Genomic DNA, 22139 nt, shown 5'->3' with positions numbered 1-22139 from the left:
GGTCAGAACTTCGCTTGCAGGCCCAGGGTCACAGTGCGCGCAGCGCCTGGCGTGACCCAGACCCTGCTGTAGGAGCTGGTGTAGTAGGTGGTGTCGAACAGGTTGTCGACGTCCAGCGTGGCACGCAGCGTCGGGCTGATGCGCCAGTGGCTCACCAGCTTGGCGGTGGTGTAGGCCGGCAGCTCGAAGGTCGTGGCGGTCTGGCCGATGCGCGCGCCGACATGCGTGACGCCGCCTCCCAGCCCGTAGCGCTGGCCATTGGTGAACGAGCCTTCGTACACGGCCAACAGGCTGCCGTTGACTTTGGGCACGTTCAGCAGCCGTGTGCCTGCAGGCAGTGCGGTGTCGCGGCGCACTTCCACGTCGTTCCACACGAGGCTGGCGTTGACGCGCCAGGACGTGCTGACCTGGCCCGCGAAATCCAGCTCCAGCCCGCGGCTGCCGACCTCGCCGGCGGCAATTGAGAAGCCGGTGCGGGCGGGGTCCGTCTGCGCACCCGGGTCGGCCGTCAGCACATTGCGTTTGCGGATGTCGAACAGTGCTGCCGTCAGGCCCATGCGCTGGCCAGCGCTTTCCCACTTGGCGCCCAACTCCAGCGCACGACCGCTCTCGGGTGCGAAGGCCTGGCCGTTGAAGTCGGTACCGACGTTGGGGCGGAAGGACTTGCCGGCGCTGGCGTAGACCGTCCATTGCGCGGTGGGCAGCCAGCTGATGCCGATGCGGGGCGACGTGGCAGAAGGATCCTGCCGGGTGGTGACGCCGGTGCGCCGGTTCAGAAGCGACTGGCGGTAGTTGTCCACCCGCACCCCCGCAAGCAGCCGCCACTGCGGCGCCAGCGTGATGGCGTCCTGCGCGTAGAACGCGGTACCGCGTTGATGCTCCAAGGTGTCCGTGTTGGCCACAGGCGTGGGCTGGGCCTGGCCGTAGACGGGCTGGTAGATGTTGATCGCGTAGGGGCTGGCGGTGCTGGGGTTGATGCGCAGCATCACCGTGTCCATGTCGAAGCGAAAAGTCTCGGCGCCCAGCAGCACTTCGTGCACCACGCCGGCAGCGCGCACGCGCCCCTGCAGCTCGGCCTGCAGCGCGAGGTCGTCGGAGTCGTAGTCGCGCAGGCGGCGCTGGCGTGTCAGCGTGCCATCGGTTTGCAGCGCGGTCGCTTCGGTCGAGAAGCCGTGGATGCCGGTCTCTCGATAGGCGAGGCCCAGGCGGCCGCGCCAGTGGTCGTTCCAGTCGTGGGACAGGATGAGCTGGTGGGTGCGGTTGTCCACCGTCACGTCGCCATCGGCCGGCTCGCCGAGGAAGCGTTCGCGCGGGATGATGCCCAGCTCGCCGGCCGTGGATGCAACGACACCGCGGTCCAGCGGCGTGCGGTGGCGCAACAGCTCGGCGCTGTAGTCCAGCGTCGTGTCGGCACCCAGCTTCCAGCTGAAGGCGGGGGCGACCACTTCACGGCGCGCATGGATGTGGTCACGGAAGCTGTCACGATCCTCGACCGCGATGTTCAGGCGGTAGGCCAGCGCGTCGCTCACGGGGCCGGTGCTGTCCAGCGCGACACGCTTGAGGTCGAAGCTGCCGGCGTAGACCTCCAGCGCATGGCCGGCCTGCCACAGCGGCTTCTTGGACACGATGTTGAGCGTGCCGCCTGGCTCGCTGCTGCCATACAGCGCGGCCGCCGGACCTTTGAGGAACTCGATGCGCTCGACGCCAGCCAGGTCACGCGGCGCATTGAAGCCCCGGTTGGACGAGAAGCCGTTCAGCAGCGTGGCCATGCCGGTGTTCTCGTTGCCGGCCAGGCCGCGCACGGCGATGTTGTCCCACAGACCGCCAAAGTTGTTCTGACGTGAGACGCCGCCCACGTAGTCCAGCACGTCGTCCAGCTTGGTGGCGCCCAGGTCGTCGATGGCCTGGCGGGTCAGTACGCGCACCGCTTGGGGAAGCTCCCTCAGGCGCAGCTCGGTCTTGGCGCCAGACGCCTCGCCTGCGTGGTAGGCGCCAGAGGCAGTGCGGCCGACCACCTCGACGGCCGGCAAGGCGGCGGGGGCGTCCGGCGCAGCTTGTGCGCAGGCGGCATCAACGCCGAGAGCTGCGATGGCGAGAGTGATGAGATGCAGTGACGGATGCAAAGACATGGGAAATGGCGCGTTGCGCAGGGCCGTGACATTCGGCTTTTAATCATAATGCGAATGCATGTGCAATAAAGAGAAGGTCTAATTCGGCCTATGGAAAGAAACACTCGCCAGCGCACCGCCATCCGGCAGGCCATCGCCGAGGCCGCCCGCCCGTTGTTGCCTCAGGAAATCCTGCAGGCCGCCGAGGTTGCGGCCCCGGGGCTCAGCCTGGCGACCGTCTACCGCAATCTGCGCACCCTAGTCGAGGAGGGCGAGCTGCTCGCCGTCACGCTGCCGGGAGAAGTGCCTCGCTACGAGCTCGCGGGCGCTGGCCATCATCACCACTTCCAGTGCGACAGCTGCCAGCGCGTCTTCGAGGTGCACGCCTGCCCCGGCAATCTGGCCGGCCTGGCCCCGAGAGGCTTCGTGGTGGAGCGTCACGAGTTGACGCTCTATGGCCGCTGTTCAGATTGCGGCGACAGCAAGCGGCCGAACGCCGCGCGCAGGGTGGACCGGGCATCGGGTCACTGAGACGACGAGGATCTCGCATCACAAGCGAGCGAGCCTTGGCGGTGGAAGCCCTGCGAGCACGGAGGAAGCGAGGAGGTTGCGCAGGAATGCCGGCGACTGCTTGCCGTCTTGCCCACCGCCGAGGCAGGCCTACCGTTGCTGGCAGGAGTCTTGCGGAGCGCAGTGCTCAAGCAGCCCGGAAAATCAAGACATTCATCTCTGCCAGCGCTGAGCGCGTCGAACAAGGCACCACTCTGGTTGACAAGGCAGCACAGACCATGGACGAGGTGGTCAATTCCATTCGCCGTGTCACTGACTTGGGCGAGATCAGCGCCGCCAGCACCGAGCAGGCATCTGGCGTTGCCCAAGTGGGTGAGGCAGTGTCCCAGATCGACCGAGCCACACAGCAGAACGCAGCACTTGGGGAGGAAGTCGCTGCGGCAGCCGAGAGCCTGAAGACACAGGCCGAGCAGATGGTCTCCGCCGTCGCCATATTCAAGCTGGCTTGAGAAGATGCCTGATAGGAGCTTCAGCGTTGAAGCACAGTCCATGCATGGAGGCAGCCCAATGAGCCTACACGCAGAGCCGATTCCGTCCGCCGCGTTTGGCGCGATAGAGTGCGGCATCGGCAGTCTCGAGCAGCGGAGCCAGCTCGTACGGCGGCGCGGTTGCCAGACCGATGCTGACAGTGACCTGCCAGTCCGGTCCACCCAGCTGACTCCAAGGATGGGTCGCGACGCGTTCGCGTAGACGTTCGCAGACGTCGGTTGCAGCTGACAGATCGGTGTCGGGCAGCACGATGACAAACTCTTCGCCCCCCTGTCGCACCACCACGTCGCTGGCGCGCATACCGTCCTGCAATAGTTGGGCCAAAAGCGTCAGCACGCGGTCGCCTGTGGCGTGGCCGAAGCGGTCGTTGATGGACTTGAAGTGGTCGATGTCCAGCTGCGCCAGAGCCAGCGGGCGCAGCTCGCGTTGAGCTGCGGGCAACAGCTCGGCACAGCGGCGCTCCAGATGGCGGCGATTGCCCAGTCCAGTGAGAGGGTCGCGTTCGGCGCTGGCGGCTGCCTCGGCAGCGCGTTGGCGCTGCTGCTGTGCCTCCAGCCGTGCGTCGTCGGCCTGCCACTGCACTTGCTGAGCTTCGGCGCGCGATACGAAAAGCTCTGACTGGGCTCGCATCTTTTTTGTCAGGTCGCGGCGCTCCTCGCGCTCAGCCACTTCCAGATGCTGCAGCGCCTGCTCGAAACGACCGAGGGCGCGGCAGGCACGGTAGGCCGAGCGTCGGGCACGGATCAATGTCTGCTGCTGCCTAATGGCTCCCATCTCTTTGATCACACCCAGCGCCAATTCAAGAGCCGGCTCGGGCTGCGCCTGTGCCAGATGCCAGTCGGCGAGCGAGGTGCACATGCGCCAAGCATGAGCCTGCAGGCCGTGCTGCTGTGCCAGCTCGAGCACCTGGCGCAGCAGTGCACCGGCGCCGGCAAGGTCGCCCTGGTGCAGCATCACCTCGGCCAGGTTGCCGAGAATGGGCACCCTGTGCGCCGGGTTGGGAAGCTGTTCCAGCAGGTCGCGCGCGCGTTCAGCAGCGCCGCGCGTGTGCACCAGCAGCGATTGCAGCTCGGCATCGTCCGCCTGGCTGTCAAGCAGCCGATGCAGCATGCCTATGCCGATGACACAGAGACTGTTGTTAGCTGCCAGGTTAAGCCAGTTGCTGGCATTTGGGCCATGGACGCGCAACGCGTCGGCCAACACGCGCTCGGCCTGCCAGGGGTCGCCCATGCGTTCGAAGCATGCCGCCAGCGCCATGGCAGCGTCGAGCGCGGCGCTGGCATCGTGGTCACGCGCCAGGCGCACCAATTCGTTCGCGGCGCCTAGCGCGGTCTCGAAAGCTTGGGACTCGCTCGCGGCGAGGGCCTGAGTGCGCAACACCGCGCAGCGTTCGCTCCGTTGATCAGCGCCCTGCAGCAGTGGCAGCGCCTCATGTGCAGCCTTCACGGCGTCCGCGTAACGGCCAAGCCGCCCAAGATGGAGGCAGCGCAGCTCGGCTGCACGGCCACGCTCTAGCGGGAGATGAAGTTGTGCGGCCAGGTCCATGGCGGCTACGCATGCAGCCAGCGCCGCCTCGGGTGGGGCGATGCTGCTGCGTCCGCCCAGGAGCATGGCCTCTTGCAGCTGCTGGGCCAGATCAACCTGCGGCAACCCAGGCGCTACAGCGGGTAGCGGGGATGCGGATCTGGATCCTGAGAACGTGTCTTCCACCTAGGGTAATACTGGCAGTACGCGGCGTGTTCTTGACGGAATTTTACGCGGGTCCTGCTTGCACGCCCGCAGTTCGGATGATGCGAGTCAACAGGCGCACGCCCAGCTGAGCCTCCAAGGCCTTGACCATAGGGCTGGGGGCGCGGCGCGCGGGAAGCTGCGCTCCTGTGCCACAGATCAAAATGCCAGACAGTAGTCGTCGACGCCAGCGCGCCTTCTGCGGTCTTTCGGCGAACGAGACCGAGTTGGGGCGACGTGTGCGTCTAGCAGCTTGTCCACCTGATCCAGCAAGCCCAAGGCTGGGAACCCCTTCAGAAGATTCCCACAGCCATGCCTTCCGACCCCGCCTCGAGTGCGCGTAGCGTCGACGCTGACAGTCGGGCAGATCAGCCAGCTACTGCTGAGCCAGGATCGCGCTCAAGGGCGAGTCGCTGCGCCGGGGAGCATCCCAGGCCTGACCCAGCACGCCGTTCCACGCTGATCGCGGACACCGTTCCAAATTGATGGCGGGCGGTTGCCCTACCCATGCGGCCCGTCACTCAGGAACCCACTCAGGGTGTCCGCGATCGCCTGGAACACTGTCCGCGGTCAGTGGAATACGCACCGTGGCTTCCTGCTTCTTCGCCAAGCCCTAGACTTCACCGAAACCGCAGGCGTCCTTGGTGCGGTTGACGCGGGCCGACAGCATGGCGAGGTTCGTGGCGGCATATGCGCCGTCCTTGTTCAGCCGGTCGACGGACGCATCGGTCCCACGGCGAGTGCCGTTAGGCAGGATCTCTCAGGTCACCAGGCATCGCTGGGCATGGCTTGGCATCCAGTCGCCGAAGCAGTTCAACCGTGAAGTCAGGCGCGACGCTGCGATCCCGAACCAGCGCATTTAGCCTGAGCTGAAGCCATTTGCGCACGAAGCGTTCGTCCTGGCGTGGCCGGCCTCGGCCCCCAGCCATGGCTAACGTGAACCCCTCTTGAACGGCGCTCGGCCAGTCCACCTGCCAGGGCACGCGGCTCAGGTTGTGGATATCGTGGCCCAGGCCGCGCCGGACCTCGACCGGATCAATGACGCGGATGGGCGTCATGGTGACATCCCCCAAACGCGCACAGGACGGCGACGTCGCCCCAAGCATGCGGTTTGAAATCTCACGCGGCCTCTGGGCGCGCGTGAGCCTGGGTGGCCGCGGTTCGCCCCTGGGGGATCAGCTCCGCGGAGGCGGGAGCAAGTGGTCGAGGTCGGCACTGGACCTCATTGAATTCCCATGCACCCCGCGTTCAGGATTCAGAGAACTTCGACAACTCAACGCAGGCGCAAGCGCGACCCCACGTCGTTCGAGGCGACCACGGTGCCGATCTCCGCGGCCGCGTCGAAACCGTGGCGGCGGAATACCGCCAGCACCTCGTCCACCGCGCCCGCGTCGCATGACACCAGCAGACCGCCGCTGGTCTGTGGGTCGGTCAGCAGCGCGCGGTCGGGCGCGGGGAAATCGGCGGACACCGCCACCTCTGCGCCGTAGCCGGCCCAGTTGCGGCGCGACGCGCCGGTGACGAAGCCGGCCTCGGCCAGTTCGCGCACCTGCGGCAGCAGCGGCACGCGCGCCCAGTCGATCTCCACGCCGGCGCCCGCGCCGCGCGCCAGCTCCAGCGCATGGCCGGCCAGGCCGAAGCCGGTCACGTCCGTCATCGCGTGCACGCCGTCCAGCGCGGCCAGGTCCGGTCCCGGCGTGTTCAGCTGGGTCGTGGTGGCCACCATGCGGGCATAGCCGTCGGCCGACAGCTGCTCCTTCTTCAGCGCCGCCGACAGCACGCCCACGCCCAGCGGCTTGCCCAGCACCAGCCGGTCGCCCGGGCGCGCATCCGAGTTGCGCTTGATGCGCTTGGGGTGCGCCACGCCCAGCGCGACCAGGCCGTAGATGGCTTCGACGGAGTCGATGGTGTGGCCGCCGGCGATGGGGATGCCCGCCGCCGCGCAGACCGACTCGCCGCCGGCCAGGATGCGACCGATGACGTCCACGGGCAGCACGTTGATGGGCATGCCCACCAGCGCCAGCGCCATGATGGGCTTGCCGCCCATGGCGTAGACGTCGCTGATGGCGTTGGTAGCCGCGATGCGCCCGAAGTCGAACGGGTCGTCGACGATGGGCATGAAGAAGTCAGTCGTCGCGATCAGCGCGATGTCGTCGGTGAGCTGGTAGACGGCCGCGTCGTCCGCGGTCTCGATGCCCACCAGCAGCTGCGGCGGCACCGGCAGCTGGCGCGTGTTCTTCAGGATCTCGCTGAGCACGCCCGGCGCGATCTTGCAGCCGCAGCCGCCGCCATGGGACAGCGAGGTCAGGCGCGGGATGGGAGCGGAGGTGTGGGTCATGGCAGTGAGGCGATGTGGCCGGCCAGGGACTGGATGCCAGCGTCGGAGAGGTCGTCGGAGGCCACGCGGTGAGCGTTCGGCAGGCCGGCGAGATGCCGGCCCTGCGAGCGGGCGTACAGCGGGTCGTAGTGGCGGGCCATCAAGGCCTCGAACAGCGGCGCCAGCGCGCCGGCCAGCGCCCATTCGCGCCACTGTGCCAGCACGTCGCGGGGCAGCAGCTCACGCAGGCCGTCCAGCTTGTCCGCCAGCGCCGGGCGGTCGTCGCCCAGCCAGGCATAGTCGCGTAACAGGTAGGCCAGCCGCGCATCCGGCGGCGCGGCGATCTCGACCACCGGGCTTTCGCGCAGGCGCTGCAGCAGCGGCTCGGGAACGGTGATGCGGCCGATGCGCCGGCTCTCGGCCTCCACCCAGACGCGGCGCGCGGGGTCCAGGGCGGCGAGGCGATGCGCCAGCTGCGTCTCGAAGGCCTTCTGCGACGGCTGCGGCCGCCCGGGCACCGCGCCCAGCACCGAGCCGCGGTGGGCGGCCAGGTCTTCGAGGTCCAGCACCTGCTCGCCCTGCGCGGCCAGTGCCTGCAGCACGCGGGTCTTGGCGCTTCCCGTAGGCCCGCACAGCACGCGCAGGTCCAGCGCCGGCGCGCGCTGCGCGATCTGCTCGATGACGTGCGCGCGCCAGGCCTTGTAGCCGCCCTTGAGCTGCTGCGCGTCCCAGCCGACCAGCCGCAACCAGTTGACGAAGCTGCCGCTGCGCATGCCGCCGCGCCAGCAGTAGACGAGGGGCCGCCAGTCCCGGGGCTTGTCGCGGAACTGCTCGTCCAGGTGCCGGGCGATGTTGCGTGCCACCATGGCGCCGCCGATCTTGCGTGCCTCGAATGCGGACACCTGCACGTAGGTCGTGCCGACGACGCGGCGCTCCTCGTCATCCAGCACGGGGCAGTTGATGGCGCCGGGGATGTGGTCCAGCGCGAACTCGGCCGGCGAACGCACGTCGATGAGGACCGTGAACTCGCCCAGTTCGGCCACGGTGGTGGGCTTGTGACTCATGGGGTGGGCGAGGTTACACCGAGGCCCGATGGGCGGGAGTGGCGTGAACAATGCCACGCGCCCGGCGTCGGTGGTGCCGCATGGGCGGCGAAGCGGTGTTTTTCGACGCATGCGACGGGGTGGTCGGTTCCATCATGGCGCCATGACACGCCGCCACCGCCCCGTCCCGCTGCCCAGTTTCGGCCCGCGCCGCATCCGCGGCGAGCTGGGCTCGGCCCGCCTGGTCCTCGACGAGGTCGTACCCAGCGGCGAACGGCCGGTGCAGCTGTCGCTCCCGGAACTGGAGCGCTTCTCGGCGTTGATGGCGGCCCAGGGCTGGCCCGCCCATGTGTCGCGCCTGGCCTATGACCGCATCTACGCCGGCGAGCGCTTCGGTTTCGCCAAGCGGGTGGGTCGCGGCGCGCTGCCCGCGCTGGCGCGGCAGCTCATCGACGGCTGGCGCGCCACGCGGCTCGAGCCGGCGCCGCGCTGACACGGGTTCTGAGCCGGGCGCGGGGCCCGTCGCGCAGGCTGACCAGCACGATGCCCGCCAGCACCGCGGTGCTGCCGGCCATGAATGCCGGCTCCAACTGCTCGTCGAGCAGCCAGGCGCCCAGCAGCACACCGAGCAGCGGCGTCAGGAACGAGAACACGCCCAGCCGCGACGCCAGGTAGCGGCGCAGCAGCCAGCACCAGGCCAGGAAGCTGGCGAACGACACCACCAGCGCCTGGAAGCCCAGGTGCGCCCACACGCGCGGACTTGTCGCATCGAACGCCCACTGGCCGGACAGCAGCGCCACCGGCAGCAGCAGCGCAAAAGCGCCGATCAACTGGTATTGCAGCGTCTCGGTGGCTGGCGCCTGGGCCAGCCGCGTGCAGCGGATGGTGATTGTGGTGGCGCCCCAGCACAGCGCAGCCAGCAGCGCTAGCAGATCGCCCCACAGGCCAGCGCCTGGTGCCGTGTCGCCGTTGAGGAAGGCGATGGCGACGCCCCCGAAGGCCAGCGCAATGCCGGCCCACTGGCGCCGCCCCAGTCGCTCGGCCGGCAGCCGCCAGTGCAGGCCGAGCGCCGCGAACAGCGGTGCGGCATACAGGAACACGACGACGTGCGATGCCTGCGTCAGCTGCAGCGCGAGGCTGACGAACACGTACTCCAGCGCGAACAGCCCGCCCGCGACCGCGCCGGGCGCCCAGTGCGCGCGCACCAGCCGCTCGCCGCGATGACGCATCAGCACGGCCAGCAGCAGCAACGCGATGCCCGAACGCACCGCCACCATCAGCATCGGGCTGGCCGCGTCGGCCACGGCCTTCAGCGAAATCTGCTGCAGGCCCCAGGTGAGGCACAGCAGCAGCATCAGGCCGCTGGCGCGGGCGTCCAGCGGCGCGGGCAAAGGGGCGGCAGGGGACAGCATGGCGCGACTGTGCGGGCGTGGCGTGAACTCGAAAAGCTCATAATTCAGTGGACAACCATTCGCTTATCGAATCCATGCGCGACCTGCAGATCGACTGGCTGAAGTGCTTCGTCGCGACGGTGGACGCCGGCTCGCTGTCCGGCGCCGCGGTGGCGGTGCACCGCTCCCAGTCGGCCGTCAGCATGCAGCTCAAGAAGCTGGAAGACGCCGTGGGCCATTCGCTGCTGCTGCGCGGTCCGCGGCTGCTGCAGCTGACCCACGAGGGCCAGGCGCTGCTGGGCTATGCGCGGCGCATGCTGGACCTGCAGGCCGAGGCGCAGGCGGCGCTGCAGGGCGAGGCGATCTCGGGCGTCGTGCGGCTGGGCGTTCCGGACGACTACGCCAGCCAGTACCTGACGCCGGTGCTGAAGCGCTTTGCACCGCGGCATGGCGGCGTGGAGATCCAGCTGGACTGCGAGCAGTCCACCGCGCTGATCCCGCGCGTGCAACGCGGCGAGCTGGACCTGGCGCTGGTGTCGCGCGACCACGCACGCCGCGGCACGCTGTTGTTCCATGAGCCCATGGTGTGGGTGGGCTCTCCGCAGTTCGACGTGTGGACGCGCGACCCGCTGCCCATCGCCGTCTACGAGGAGGCCAGCCTGGGCCGGCGCAGCGCCCTCCATTCGCTGGCGCTGCAGGGGCGGCGCTGGCGCATCGTCTACAACAGCTCAAGCCTGGCGGGCCAGATCGCCGCCGTGGAAAGCGGCCTGGCCGTGGCGGTTCTGACGCAGTGCAGCGCCCCTGCCCATCTGCAACGCCTGGGTGCCGAGCAGGGGCTGGGGCCGCTGCAGCCGATGGAGGTGGCCGCCTACCGCAGCCAGGCGTCCAAGGGCAACAAGGCGGTGGACAGCCTGCAGCAGATGCTGGTGCAGACGCTGCGCCAGGCCGGCGTGTAGGCCTGGGCACACACGCCGTCGGCGGCGCCGGGTCGCGCCGACGCAGAGCCGCGCGCATGCGGCTACCCGTCCAGCGGTGACACTAGGCGGTGACGGCCGGGCCTCCCGCCGGCCGCAGCGTTCCATAAGCCAAGTCCATGAGAAAGATCCTCCAATCCCTGCACGACCGCTTGCCCGCCTGGGCAGCCGAATGGCTCGACATCCTGGTGCCGGTGTTCGAGGTCACGTTGATCCTGCTCGTCGCGTGGCTGCTGATGCGCATCGTGCGCCAGGGGCTGCGCCGGCTGACCAGCGTCTATGCGCTGCCTGCCCATGTCACCTCGATCTTCCTGCGCGTGGTGGGCGTGCTGGTCTATGCCGGCGCGCTGCTGTGGGCGCTGGAGCGTCTGGGCGTGTCCGGCGCGGTGTTGTGGACGGCGTTCACCGGCTTCGCCACGGTCGGCGCGGTGGCGTTCTTCGCTGCCTGGAGCGTGCTGTCCAACCTGTTCTGCACGCTGTTGATCTACATGACGCGTGCGTTCCGCATCGGCGACGTCGTGGAGCTGCTGGAGACCGGGGACAAGCCCGGCATGAAGGGCCGGGTCGTCGATATCAACATGGTCTACACGACGCTGCAGGAGACCGGCGACCTGCGCAACGGCACCAGCCTGCAGCTGCCCAACAGTCTGTTCTTCCAGCGTGCATTGCGGCGCTGGCACGGCGCGGCGGCCGAGCGCCAGGCGCCGCCGCCTGCGGGCGTGGAAGAGCACGAAGGCGGCTAGACGGGCGGCTGGAAGCCCTCAGCCGTGCCAGCGCCGCGTCGCGCGGCGCACCACCTCGGCCAGCAGGTGCTCGTCGGCCTCGATCTGGCGCAGCCAGGTCGCGTCGTTGCCCGTGCCGGCGATCTCGCGGCGCAGGTATTGCAGCGCGGGCTCGGCCTTCAGGTCGGCGGCGTGCGCGTCCAGCCGGCTCAGCACCGACAGCACGTCGTCGCGCAGCACGCGGTGCTCGCCGGTCTCGGGGTCGACAAAGGTGCCGTCCAGTCCGAAGCGGCAGGCCTGGAAACGGTTGAACGTATAGGGCAGATAGTCGTCCTCGCTGAGCTTGAACGGCTTCTCGACCGTGATCCAGTGCGCCAGGCACTGGATGAAGCCCGCGATGGCGGCGGCCTTCTCAATGGTCAGCGGCGTGTCCAGCACGCGGACCTCGATGGTGCCGAACTCGGGCTTAGGGCGAATGTCCCAGTAGAAATCCTTCATGCCCGCGACCACGCCGGTGCGGGTCATCTTGTCGAAGTACACGCAGAAGTCGTCCCAGGTCTGTACAAACGGCGCACGGCCGCTCAGCGGGAATGCGAACACCGAGTTCAATCGCGCCGAGTCGAAGCCTGTGTCCTCGCCCTGCACGAACGGCGACGACGCGGCCAGCGCGATCAGGTGCGGGATGAAGCGGCTCATGCCGTGCAGCAGCACCAGCGCTTCGTCAGCGCTCGGGCAGCCGATGTGGACGTGCTGGCCGAAGATGGTGAACTGCTTGGACAGGTAGCCGTACAGCGACGACAGCTCGTGAAAGCGCGGCGTCTCGAAGATGCGCTGGCGCTTCCAGTGCTGATAGGGGTGGGTGCCGCCGCCGCACAGGCTCACGTCCAGCCGGTCGGCGCAGCTGACCAGCGCGTCGCGGATCTGGCCCAGCTCCGACAGCGCCTGGCCATAGCCCGTGCACACGCCGGTCGACAGCTCGATCATGCTGCTGGTGATCTCGGGCGTGATGGCGCCGGGCAGGCTGTGCTTCTTCACCAGCCGCAGCAGGTCGCCCGAGACGGGCGCGAGGTCGTAGTCGTCGTTGTTGACGATCTGCAGCTCCAGCTCGACGCCCAGCGTCAACGGCTGCGATTTGGAGAACTGGCCGAGGCTCATCAGGAGCCCTCCTTCTTGTTCTGCTTCAGGTGCCAAAAGCGCTTGGGCGCCGGTGGCAGTTCACCCGCCAGGCGCAATGCAAACTGCACGGCGATGGGCCCGAACAGCTCCAGCACCGCGATGCTGGCCAGGATGATGGGCACCGCGCCCTTGGCCAGTTCGGGCTCGGCGCGCATCAACTCGCTGAGCATGACCAGCGCCGTGGCGGACAGCGGCGTCATCGTGATGGACAGCGCCAGGCCCTGCTTCAGGCTGGCGCCCGACCAGCGCGACAGCGTGACGATAGCCAGCATCTTGGCGACGAATCGCGTGGCCAGCAGCGCCAGCGCCGCGAAGCCGCCGGCCACCAGGATCTGCGGCGTCCACGCCGAGCCGACGATGACGAACAGCATCAGCACCAGCGCGGCGCCCACCGTGCCGAAGTGGCGCGGCCACACCCACGGCCGCTCGCTGGTGTTGCGCAGCAGCAGGCCGGCCAGCAGCGGCATCAGCAGCGTGGACACGCCGATGGCGCGCGCCGCGACGATGGAGAACGCCACCAGGCCGAACAGCAGCACCGTCGCACTCTCGTTGCGCAGGTCCAGCCGGCGCGCGGCCAGGTAGGTGGCGCCGGCCAGCAGCACGGCCACGCCCACCGTCGTCAGCAGCGAGACGGACAGGCCGGCCAGTGCGTCGCCCACATTGCCGCCGTCGTCGGCGGCCCACCAGGTGCGCATCAGCAGCATCGCAACGACGGCGTACAGCGTGTTCAGCGCCGTCAGCAGCGACGCGCGCTGCGTGACCTGGCCCTCGGCGCCCAGTTCCAAGGCGACGCGGCCCGACACCGCGGCGGGTGCCGGCATGGCCAGGATGGCGCAGGCGATGGCCGTCTGCCAGCCCACGTCGAACAAGCGCATCACGAAGGCCACGGCCACTGCGCTGAGCGTGGCTTCCAGCAGGCTGGTGACGGCCAGGCCCGGATTGCGCCGCAGCCAGCCCAGCCGCACGCGGCTGCCGATCTCGAACAGCAACAGGCCCAGCGCGAGGTCGGTGACGATCTGTGCGGCGCCGGCCAGCGGCATGGTCACGCCGTGGCCGAACGCGGCGGCCACACAGCCGGCCAGCGTGTAACCCACCACGCGCGGCAGCCGCGTCGTCGCGGCAATGAATTCCCCGGCCAGCGCGCCCACCAGCAGCACGCCGACGATGAACATCAACTCGCTCGATGGGGTGACGGCCAGTCCGGCCCAGACACGGGCCCCACTGTCGAGTGCAGTCATGCAGTCTCCCTTGAAGTTTTTGGCCAAGCCTAGTGGTGGGTCACACCCTGACTTGTAGGCCAAGACGCCGAAATGACCCTGAAGCGCGGCTCCGGGACAATGGCCCGATGCGACTCCTCAGCGTCAACACTGCCCGCGTCGAGCACTTCGTGGCGACCACAGGCCAGGCCGTGGATTCGGCCATCCGCAAACGTGCCCGCGAGGGCGCCGTCGCCGTCGGCCCGCTGGGGCTGGACGGCGACGAACAGGCCGACCTTACCGTACATGGCGGGCCGGCCAAGGCGGTGTACGCCTACCCGCACGAGCACTACGCGTTCTGGACCACCGTGCGCGGCCAGGCGCAGGTGGCCGGCGCTCTGCAGCCGGGCGACATGGGCGAGAACCTGACGCTGCAAGGCTTGCAGGAAGGCAAGGTCTGGCTGGGCGACGTGCTGCGCTTCGCGGACTGCGAGCTGGTCGTCACCGAGCCGCGCCAGCCCTGCTTTAAATTCAACGCGCACATGGGCTTCAACCAGGCCGCCAAGCTGATGGTGCAGAGCGGTTACTGCGGCTTCTACCTGGGCGTGGGGCGCGAAGGCCGCGTCGCCGCGGGCGAGGCCTTCGAGCTGATACCCGGCCCGCGCGAGGTGGGCGTGGTGGAGCTGTTCAAGGCCAGGATGAAGGGCAAGGGCTGATGCGACGGCGCTTGTTGCTGGGCGCAGCCGGCCTGCTGCCGCTGGCCGCGCATGCCGGGCCGGTGCTGAAGGTCGGGCCGCGCCAGGCCGTGCGGTCGCTGGCGGCGGCGGCGCGCCAGGCCCGGGACGGCACGCTGATCGAGGTGGACGCGGGCGACTACATCGCCGATGTCGCCGTGTGGCCGCAGCACGACCTGACCCTGCGCGCGGTGGGCGGCCGCGTGCGTGTGGTCGCAGCCGGTGCGCATGCGCAGGGCAAGGGCCTGTTCGTCGCCACCGGCCGGCGCCTGCGCATCGAGGGCTTCGACTTCCTCGGCTGCAGCGTGCCCGACGGCAACGGTGCGGGCATCCGTCTGGAGGCGGGCTCGCTGACGCTGGTGAACTGCGGCTTCCGCGACAACGAGAACGGCCTGCTGGCGTCCAACGACGACAGCATCGAGCTGGACATCGTCGACTGCGAGTTCGCCGCGATCCCGCTGCGCCGCGGCCTGACGCACAACCTCTACGTCGGCACCATCAAGCGGCTGGCCGTCACGGGCAGCTACTTCCACGGTGGCTTGCTGGGCCATCTGCTGAAGAGCCGCGCGGCGGTCAACCACATCCTCTACAACCGCCTCACCGACGAGGTCGGCGGGCGCGCCAGCTACGAGCTGGAGTTCCCCAACGGCGGCGTGGCCGTGGTGATGGGCAACTTCATCATGCAGAGCTCGACGACGGACAACCCGCACGTGATCTCGTTCGGCGTGGAGGGCGCCAAGTGGCCTCGGCAGGCGCTCTACCTGGTGCACAACACGCTGGTGGACCAAAAGGCCAACGGCGGCGTCTGGTTGCGCGTGACGCCGCCCAACATCGACGTGATGGTGGCCAACAACCTGCTCGTCGGCACGCCGCAGCTGGCGGCGCAGGGCCACTGGACGCGGCGCGCCAACTTCACGGCCGGCTGGGAGGAGTTCGTGCGCGCGGTGCGCGAGGACTTCCGCTTGAAGCCCGGCTCCGGCCTGCGCGGCAAGGCGCAGGACATGGGCGAGGCCGAGGGGTTGAAGCTCAGCCCGTCGCGCGAGTACCGCCACCCGCGCGGCACGCTGGCGCTCGCCGGCCCCGCGCTCAGCCCCGGTGCCTTCCAGTCCTGATCAGGCGGCGCGCACCGTCGGGTAGTCCGTGTAGCCCTCGGCGCCGCCGCCGTAGAAGGTCTCCTTCTGCGGCGTGGCCCAGGGCAGGTCGTCGCGGATGCGCTCGACGAGGTCCGGGTTGCTGATGAACGGCCGGCCGATGGCAACCGCGTCCACGCGCCCGCTGGCCACGGCGTCCAGAGCCATGGCCCGGTCGTAGCCGTTGTTGGCGATGTAGGGGCCGGCAAAGCGGCGGCGCAGCTCGGCGTAGTCGAATGGCGCGTTGTCGCGCGGGCCGCCGGTGGCGCCCTCGACGACCTCCAGGAACGCCAGCTTCAGCGGTGCGAGTTGGTCGGCGACATGGTTGAAGAGGGCTTGCGGATCGCTGTCCTGGCCGATGTCGTTGGCCGGCGTGACCGGGCTCAGGCGCAGCGACGTGCGGCCCGCCCCGATGGCGCCGGCCACGGCCGTCATGACCTCGACCAGAAGCCGCGCGCGGTTCTCGATGGCGCCGCCGTAACCGTCGGTGCGGTCATTGGCGCTGTCGCGCAGGAACTGCTCCAGCAGGTAGCCGTTGGCCGCGTGCACCTCCACGCCGTCGAAGCCGGCTTCGATCGCGTTCTTCGCCGCCTGTGCGTAGTCGGCAATCAGCTGCGGTAGCTCGTCGGCGCGCAGCGCGCGTGGCGTGTCGGTGGGCACCAGCTCGCCGTGGGCGGCGTAGGTGCGCGTCTTGGCTGCGCGAGCGGTGGACGACACCGGTGCCTGGCCGCCCGGCTGCAGGCTGTTTACCGAGATGCGGCCCACGTGCCACAGCTGCACGACGATCTTGCCGCGCTCCGCATGCACGGCGTCGGTCACCTGCTTCCAGGCGGCGATCTGCTCCGGCGTGTGGATGCCGGGTGTGTCGAAGTAACCCTGGCCGTCGGGGCGGATCTGCGTGGCCTCGGTAATCAACAGGCCGGCGCTGGCGCGCTGGCGGTAGTACTCGACGGTCAGCGCATGCGGCGTCTGGCGCGGCGACCGGTTGCGGGTCAGCGGGGCCATGACGAGGCGGTTGGCAAGCTGGATGTCGCCGAACCGGACGGGGTCGAAAAGCGTGGGCATGGATGGGGAAAGGATAGGTGCGATGGTTCGCAGGCTAAGCGGACTGCGGCAGCCCTGCGATGCGTGCGGTTGCTGCGGGATGTGCTATCGCGGACCTCAGGGGCAGCGCCTGCACCCGCCCGCACTCGGCGATTGGTAGCGTCACTCGGCAGCCGTGGCCTCGGCGTCGGTGTGCCGCTCAGGCTCGGCGGTGTGGAGGATCTCGTTCAGCACCGACGTGGCGTAGTTGCCGGCGGGCAACGCGAACGTCAGCACCAGCTGGTCGGCCTGCGGCCATTGCCATGACATGTCCACCGGGCGCGCCACCAGGGCGCGGCGTTCCTGCTCCAGTCCGGCGTGTTCCATGCCGTCGCACAGGGTGGCGTGCTGTTCAGCGACGCTGTTCTCCAGCGCCTGCGCGTCATCGGTGCTGGCCACGCGGCCCCGTCCCCACAGCGGCCCGGTGGGCAGGCCCGCCTCATCCATCACGTCGCCCGGCAACGTCTGGCCCCACAGTCGTTGCCGGATGCGCAGCGCCAGCACCTCGTTGAAGACGAATGAGCGCACCGCCGACAAGTAGATGCCTTTCTTCTTCGGGTTGCGCACGCGGATTTCGCGCGCCAGCATGGCGCGGCCCTGCTCGACGTTGCCGCCGTCGAAGCCGAAGCGCTGAGCGCCGAAGTAGTTGGGCACACCCTGTGATGCAGCGGCCTTCAGGTTGGCTTCGATGGCATCGCGATCGCCGCTCACGTCACGCAGCACGATGCGAAAGGCGTTGCCCTGCAGGTCACCGGGGCGCAGCTTCTTCACGTGGCGACTCTGGCTCAGCACTTTGAACTCCGGGTGCTGAAGGCCGGTCAGGACGGGGGTTTCGCCTTTCCCTTTGGCAATGGGGAGATAGATGCTGAACCACTGGCGGGTGATCGCGTAGCGGTCCTTCAGGCCGGCATAGCCCACGTCCCACTCGTTCACGCCGGCGGCGACCGCCAGTTGCTGCGCGACGAACGCGGTGTTGGCGCCGTTCTTCTGCACGTCCAGCCAGAGGTGCTCGCCCTCACCGGCGGGCAGCTGCAGCGGAAGCTCGGTCACGAGGAAGTCCTCGTTGAGGCATTTCAGCGTGGCGCTGGCGCCGCTTGCCGGGTAGGCAGGCGGCCAGGACGGCAGGGTCGTGTATCGGGCGTCGGTCATGGGGGGTCCAGGTGAGCGCTGATTGTCCGTTCACCACATGGCGTCCCTCCGCCATGGCGCGCGTCAGCTGCTGAGGACGCGCAGCAAGAAGAAGTCTCAAGGCAGCAGCACGACCGCCGGCAACGCACTGAACAGCACGGCGACGGTCGCCAGGGCCGTGGCGCCCTGCGCGAAACGGCGCTGCCAGCCGGGCAGGGCGCCGGCCACGTGCCGGCGTTGCAGGTGCACCGCGTGCGCGCCCAGCGCCAGCAGCGCCAGCGCCGTCGCGGCCCAGGCGGTGGCGTTGGCTGCCCGTTGCTGGGGCCAGACCAGCTCGCCCGCGGCCCAGCAGGCCATGAAATGCACGAACCAGATCGTGAAGGCCGTCAGCAGCGGGGGCCAGCTCGACGGCTTCACAGGCCGCTCCAGGGCAGCACGCGTGGCAGCAGCAGGCCGGCCGTGCCCTCCAGGGCGGCGAACATGAACAGGATGCGCAGCGCCTCCAGCGTCTTGTTCACGGGGCCGGGGGCCAGCCCGCGCATCCAGCGCAGTGCGTAATAGAACGCCGACAGCAGCACCGCGACGACGACGCTGCCGTGCCAGGCCAGCATCGCGTAGACCGTCGCGCCCTGGCCGCTGGCGTCGCCGCGCAGGCCGGCCTCCCACCAGTCGCGCACGTCCACGCCCAGCGCCGTGGCCAGGCACAGCGCGCTGAGGCCCATCAGCGACGCGCTCGTGCCGCTGCCACGCTTCAGCCGCGCCATCAGCGGCCGGGCGGCCCAGGCGCTGGCGGCGGCCACGCCCAGCAGCGCAAGACCCGGCCCCAGTGTGCTGCGCGGCGCGGCGACGCGCCACCAGTCCGGATGCGCGCCGTGCAGGTACAGGTAGCCGAACATGGCCATCAGGAAGATCATGCCCAGCGTGATGCACAGCAGCACCGAGGCCCACCAGCCGTGGGCCTGCGGGCCGGCCACGTAGGTGGGCAACCGGATGCCGCCGCCGGCATCGACGTGGGTCTGCGCGATGTGCCGGTCGTTGCCCCACACCCAGCGCATCAGGCACACGACGGTCAGCACGGCGCATGCGGCGCTCAGCGTCAGCGCCTGCACGGTCAGCAGCAGAAATGCGCCGGCCGTGAACACGGCGGACAGCAGTGGCCACCACGACGGCCCCGGCATGATCTGCACGTACTGCGGTTCGGCACGCGTGGGGCTGGTGACCAGCGTCTCGCGCTGGCCGGTGGCGCTGTTCGGCAGGAAGTAGCGGCCGGCGTTGACGTCCGCGGCCAGCTGGGGGTCGGCCCACAGCGGCTCCAGGTGGCTGACCACGGGGATGGAGCGCACGCTGTAGTTGCCGGCCGATAGCCATTCCAGCGTGCCGCCACCGAACGCGTTGCGCGCGTTGCCGCCGGAACCAAAGCGCAGGTAGCAGCGCAGCGCATCGACGATGAACAGCGCCACGCCAGCCGCCATGATGAAGGCGCCCACGGTGGAGATCAGGTTGGGCAGGTCCCAGGCGCGGTCAGGCAGGTAGGTGTCGACGCGCCGCGGCATGCCCATCAGGCCGCTCAAGTGCATGGGCAGGAAGCACACGTGCACGCCGGTGAAGCACAGCCAGAACACCCAGCGGCCGACCTTCTCCGACAGCTGCCGGCCGTTGATCATCGGCGTCCAGTAGTAGAAGCCGGCGAGCAGCGGGAACACCATGCCGCCGATCAGCACGTAGTGGAAATGCGCGACGACGAAGTAGGTGTCATGCGCCTGGCCGTCGAAGGCCACCATGCCCACCATGACACCTGTGAGGCCGCCCATGACGAAGATCAGGATACCGCCGACGAGGAACAGCGACGGCACGTTGCGCTGCACGCGGCCGGCCGCCAGCGTGCAGATCCACGCGAACACCTGCGCCCCGGCGGGGATCGCCACCGCCATCGACGCCGCCGAGAAGTAGCCCGCCGACAGCCCCGGCAGGCCGACCGTGAACATGTGGTGGGCCCACACGCCGAAGCTGATGAAGCCGGTGGCGATCATCGCCAGCACCACCAGTTCATGCCCCACCAGCTTCTTCTGCGCGACGGTGACGACCATGGTCGACACCATGGCCGACGCCGGGATGAAGATGATGTAGACGTCCGGGTGGCCGAAGAACCAGAACAGGTGCTGGTACAGCAGCGGGTCGCCGCCGCGTGTGGCGTCGAACAGCGGCCAGTTAAAGGCGCGTTCCAGCTCGAGCAGGAAGGTCACCATGATCATGGCCGGAAAGGCGAGGATGATCATGACGCCGAAGATCAGCACGGCCCAGGCGTAGACGGGCATCTTCGCCAGCGTCATGCCCGGCGCGCGCGTGCGCAGCACGCCCACGATCAGCTCGATGGCGCCGGCGATCGCGCTGATCTCGATGAAGCCGATGCCCAGCAGCCAGAAGTCCGCGTTGATGCCCTTGGAGTACACGCCCGAGCTGAGCGGCGGGTACATGAACCACCCGTCCGACGGCGCCAGGCTGAAGAAGATGGAGCCGAAGAACACCGTGCCGCCGATGGCGTAGGCCCAGTACGAGTAGGCCGATAGCCGCGGGAACGGCAGGTCGCGCGCCGCGATCATCTGCGGCAGCAGCATCACGGCCACCGCCTCGATGGCCGGCACGGCGAACAGGAACATCATCACCGAGCCGTGCATCGTGAACAGCTGGTTGTAGGTCTCCTGCGGCACGACGCCGGCCATGGGTGCCGCCAGCTGCACGCGCATCACCAGCGACAGGATGCCCGCCGCGACGAAGAAGCCGAAGGCCGTGACGATGAACAGGAAGCCGATGAAGTTGTTGTTGACGGCGCTGAAGGCCCGCCAGCCGGTCGGCGTCTCCCAGACTTTTTCCAGCGCTTCCAGCTCGCCGGCGGGCCTGCCGCCTTGCGTGGGGAAGCGCGCGTAGAGCTTCGTGTCGAAGCCGGTCTCCGACGGCCCGTTGTCGCGGATGGCGCCCTGCACGCCGGGAGCAGCAGGCTGCATCACTTCAACGACTCCATGTAGCTGGCCAGCGCGTTCAGCTCGTCCGCCTTCAGCGAGCGGTAGGCCGGCATGCGGTTGTTGGGCTTGATGGACTGGCTGTCGGCGATCCAGCCGATCAGCGTCGCGCGGGTGTTGGGCAGGATGCCGGCGCCGAGCGACCTGCGTGAGCCGACGTGGGTGAGGTCGGGCCCGGAGATGCCTTGCGCGTCCGTGCCGGCCACCCGGTGGCAGGCCGCGCAGCCGAACTCGCTGAACAGCTGACGGCCGCGCAGCGCTTCGACGCTGAGGCCGGCGGGCGCAGGCTTCAGCCGCGCGTCCATCCAGCGCTGCCAGTCCGCGGCCTCATGCGCGATGACGACAAAGCCCATCAGTGAATGCGCGCCGCCGCAGAACTCGGCGCACTGGCCGCCGTAGCTGCCCGGCTTGTCGGCCTGCAGCTTCAGCCGGTTGGTGCGACCCGGGATCATGTCCATCTTGCCGCCCAGCCGGGGCACCCAGAAGCTGTGGATGACGTCCTCCGACACCATGTCCACGACGACCGGTCGGCCCACCGGGATGTGCAGCTCGTTGGCATCGGCGTGCAGCTCGCGGCCCGCAGCGTCGAGGTAGGACACGCGCCACCAGTAGATGTTGCCGGAAACGCGCATGCGCAGCTCGTCGCCCTGCACCGTGCCGAGCCCGCGAACCAGCGTCAGGCCCCACACCAGCAGCAACAGCAGCACGCCGGCCGGGATGACGAGGCCGAACCACTTGACGACCCGCTCGCCGCCGAGCTTGGCGCGCAGCGCGTCGCTGCCGTACAGCGCCACCCACAGCGCCGCGCAGACGCCGATGAAGATCAGCGTGACCAGCGCGATGAGCACCCAGGCCAGCGTGGTGACGGAGTTGGAGAACGGGCCGGCCGGGTCCAGCACTGGCGGCGGCCAGCCGCTCAGGGCCTCAGCGAGGCTGGAGCTGGAGGAGGTAGGCGGTGACATCACGGGCTTCCTGGTCGGTCATGGGGATGGCCGGCATGGCCGTGCCGGGTATCTGGGCGGGCGCATCGCGCACGAACTGCATCAGCACGCCAGGCTGGTTGGGCAGGCGCCCGGCGATCAGGCCCTGGCGGCCGAAGCCGTCCAGCGCCGGTCCGAGGCCGCCGCGCGGCCACTTCACGTCGGGAAAGGCGTGGCAGGCCACGCAGCCCTTGTCGGTGACGAGCTGGCGGCCGCGCTTCACGTCGGCGTCGCCGAGCGTGGGCGTGCGGTCTGGCGGGCCGTCGCAGGCGGCCAGCAGCACGGACACCAACAGCTGTGGCACCAGCAGACCCAAGGCTGGCGCGCGCCTTGCCATGATTGCAACCGTCATC

20 protein-coding genes and 1 pseudogene are annotated in these 22139 nt (G+C 69.1%); 7 read left to right on the top strand and 14 right to left on the bottom strand.

Features of this window, described 5'->3' with window-relative positions:
* Positions 1–2: 2 nt before the first annotated feature.
* Positions 3–2129 (bottom strand): TonB-dependent siderophore receptor, encoded by a 2127-nt coding sequence (locus ACG02S_RS10365; RefSeq protein ID WP_394470381.1) that lies wholly within the window; start codon positions 2127–2129, stop codon positions 3–5.
* 90 nt (positions 2130–2219) lie between these two features.
* Here ACG02S_RS10365 and ACG02S_RS10360 point away from each other — a divergent pair, with 90 nt between their 5' ends.
* Together ACG02S_RS10360 and ACG02S_RS10355 are read left to right on the top strand one after the other, a co-directional pair.
* Positions 2220–2639, top strand: coding sequence for a Fur family transcriptional regulator (locus ACG02S_RS10360; RefSeq protein WP_394470380.1), 420 nt, complete (start codon positions 2220–2222; stop codon positions 2637–2639).
* Between the two features lie 119 nt (positions 2640–2758).
* A pseudogene (locus ACG02S_RS10355) lies at positions 2759–3127 on the top strand (methyl-accepting chemotaxis protein); the annotation flags it as partial.
* A 64-nt stretch (positions 3128–3191) separates the two neighbouring features.
* On the opposite strand, the gene ACG02S_RS10350 reads toward ACG02S_RS10355, so the two are convergent.
* The 4 genes from ACG02S_RS10350 to mnmH all read right to left on the bottom strand — a co-directional run bounded on the left by ACG02S_RS10350 (position 3192) and on the right by mnmH (position 8276).
* The gene (locus ACG02S_RS10350) at positions 3192–4712 is read right to left on the bottom strand and encodes a GGDEF domain-containing protein (protein WP_394470379.1); all 1521 of its coding nucleotides are present in this window, start codon (positions 4710–4712) and stop codon (positions 3192–3194) included.
* Positions 4713–5641: 929 nt separating this feature from the next.
* Positions 5642–5953 (bottom strand): hypothetical protein, encoded by a 312-nt coding sequence (locus tag ACG02S_RS10345; RefSeq protein WP_394470378.1) that lies wholly within the window; start codon positions 5951–5953, stop codon positions 5642–5644.
* A gap of 215 nt (positions 5954–6168) precedes the next feature.
* Positions 6169–7233 carry a selenide, water dikinase SelD gene (gene selD, locus ACG02S_RS10340; protein ID WP_394470377.1) on the bottom strand — a complete coding sequence of 355 codons (1065 nt, stop codon included), beginning with the start codon at positions 7231–7233 and terminating at the stop codon, positions 6169–6171.
* Positions 7230–8276 carry a tRNA 2-selenouridine(34) synthase MnmH gene (mnmH, locus tag ACG02S_RS10335; RefSeq protein WP_394470376.1) on the bottom strand — a complete coding sequence of 349 codons (1047 nt, stop codon included), beginning with the start codon at positions 8274–8276 and terminating at the stop codon, positions 7230–7232. Before mnmH ends, selD begins: the two co-directional genes overlap by 4 nt.
* Before the next feature lie 142 nt (positions 8277–8418).
* Here mnmH and ACG02S_RS10330 point away from each other — a divergent pair, with 142 nt between their 5' ends.
* Positions 8419–8748 carry a hypothetical protein gene (locus ACG02S_RS10330; RefSeq protein WP_394470375.1) on the top strand — a complete coding sequence of 110 codons (330 nt, stop codon included), beginning with the start codon at positions 8419–8421 and terminating at the stop codon, positions 8746–8748.
* On the opposite strand, the gene ACG02S_RS10325 is transcribed toward ACG02S_RS10330, so the two are convergent.
* A complete protein-coding gene (locus ACG02S_RS10325; RefSeq protein ID WP_394470374.1) occupies positions 8702–9667 on the bottom strand; it encodes a DMT family transporter in 966 nt (321 codons plus the stop codon). The genes ACG02S_RS10330 and ACG02S_RS10325 overlap by 47 nt on opposite strands.
* A gap of 74 nt (positions 9668–9741) precedes the next feature.
* Between ACG02S_RS10325 and ACG02S_RS10320 the strand changes: the two genes are divergently transcribed.
* Positions 9742–10602, top strand: a complete 861-nt coding sequence (locus ACG02S_RS10320; RefSeq protein ID WP_394470373.1) for a LysR family transcriptional regulator — start codon at positions 9742–9744, stop codon at positions 10600–10602.
* Between the two features lie 137 nt (positions 10603–10739).
* Positions 10740–11363, top strand: a complete 624-nt coding sequence (locus ACG02S_RS10315; RefSeq protein WP_394470372.1) for a mechanosensitive ion channel family protein — start codon at positions 10740–10742, stop codon at positions 11361–11363.
* An 18-nt stretch (positions 11364–11381) separates the two neighbouring features.
* On the opposite strand, the gene ACG02S_RS10310 is transcribed toward ACG02S_RS10315, so the two are convergent.
* The gene (locus ACG02S_RS10310; protein ID WP_394470371.1) at positions 11382–12497 is read right to left on the bottom strand and encodes a YbdK family carboxylate-amine ligase; all 1116 of its coding nucleotides are present in this window, start codon (positions 12495–12497) and stop codon (positions 11382–11384) included.
* Positions 12497–13756: a cation:proton antiporter gene (locus tag ACG02S_RS10305; RefSeq protein WP_394470370.1), complete on the bottom strand. Its 1260-nt coding sequence runs from the start codon at positions 13754–13756 to the stop codon at positions 12497–12499. Before ACG02S_RS10305 ends, ACG02S_RS10310 begins: the two co-directional genes overlap by 1 nt.
* A 107-nt stretch (positions 13757–13863) precedes the next feature.
* Between ACG02S_RS10305 and ACG02S_RS10300 the strand changes: the two genes are divergently transcribed.
* The gene (locus ACG02S_RS10300; protein ID WP_394470369.1) at positions 13864–14430 is read left to right on the top strand and encodes an MOSC domain-containing protein; all 567 of its coding nucleotides are present in this window, start codon (positions 13864–13866) and stop codon (positions 14428–14430) included.
* The gene (locus ACG02S_RS10295; RefSeq protein ID WP_394470368.1) at positions 14430–15560 is read left to right on the top strand and encodes a right-handed parallel beta-helix repeat-containing protein; all 1131 of its coding nucleotides are present in this window, start codon (positions 14430–14432) and stop codon (positions 15558–15560) included. The genes ACG02S_RS10300 and ACG02S_RS10295 overlap by 1 nt, the downstream gene beginning before the upstream one ends.
* On the opposite strand, the gene ACG02S_RS10290 is transcribed toward ACG02S_RS10295, so the two are convergent.
* From ACG02S_RS10290 to ACG02S_RS10265, 6 genes are all read right to left on the bottom strand, one after another.
* Entirely contained in the window at positions 15561–16643 is a 1083-nt protein-coding gene (locus ACG02S_RS10290; protein ID WP_394470367.1) for an alkene reductase, read from the bottom strand. It abuts the gene before it with no gap.
* A gap of 141 nt (positions 16644–16784) precedes the next feature.
* Positions 16785–17810: a tRNA pseudouridine(13) synthase TruD gene (truD, locus tag ACG02S_RS10285; protein ID WP_394470366.1), complete on the bottom strand. Its 1026-nt coding sequence runs from the start codon at positions 17808–17810 to the stop codon at positions 16785–16787.
* A 96-nt stretch (positions 17811–17906) separates the two neighbouring features.
* Positions 17907–18206 carry a hypothetical protein gene (locus ACG02S_RS10280; RefSeq protein WP_394470365.1) on the bottom strand — a complete coding sequence of 100 codons (300 nt, stop codon included), beginning with the start codon at positions 18204–18206 and terminating at the stop codon, positions 17907–17909.
* Positions 18203–20791, bottom strand: coding sequence for a cbb3-type cytochrome c oxidase subunit I (locus tag ACG02S_RS10275; RefSeq protein WP_394470364.1), 2589 nt, complete (start codon positions 20789–20791; stop codon positions 18203–18205). Before ACG02S_RS10275 ends, ACG02S_RS10280 begins: the two co-directional genes overlap by 4 nt.
* The gene (gene coxB / locus ACG02S_RS10270; protein WP_394470363.1) at positions 20791–21768 is read right to left on the bottom strand and encodes a cytochrome c oxidase subunit II; all 978 of its coding nucleotides are present in this window, start codon (positions 21766–21768) and stop codon (positions 20791–20793) included. Before coxB ends, ACG02S_RS10275 begins: the two co-directional genes overlap by 1 nt.
* Positions 21731–22138, bottom strand: a complete 408-nt coding sequence (locus ACG02S_RS10265) for a c-type cytochrome (protein WP_394470362.1) — start codon at positions 22136–22138, stop codon at positions 21731–21733. Before ACG02S_RS10265 ends, coxB begins: the two co-directional genes overlap by 38 nt.
* Position 22139: the final 1 nt, after the last annotated feature.

The organism is Pelomonas dachongensis (genome assembly GCF_043555865.1).
Lineage (GTDB): Bacteria > Pseudomonadota > Gammaproteobacteria > Burkholderiales > Burkholderiaceae_C > Pelomonas > Pelomonas dachongensis.
The sequence above is the reverse complement of the archived record's forward strand: the minus strand, read 5'-3'. Positions and strand labels throughout refer to the sequence as shown.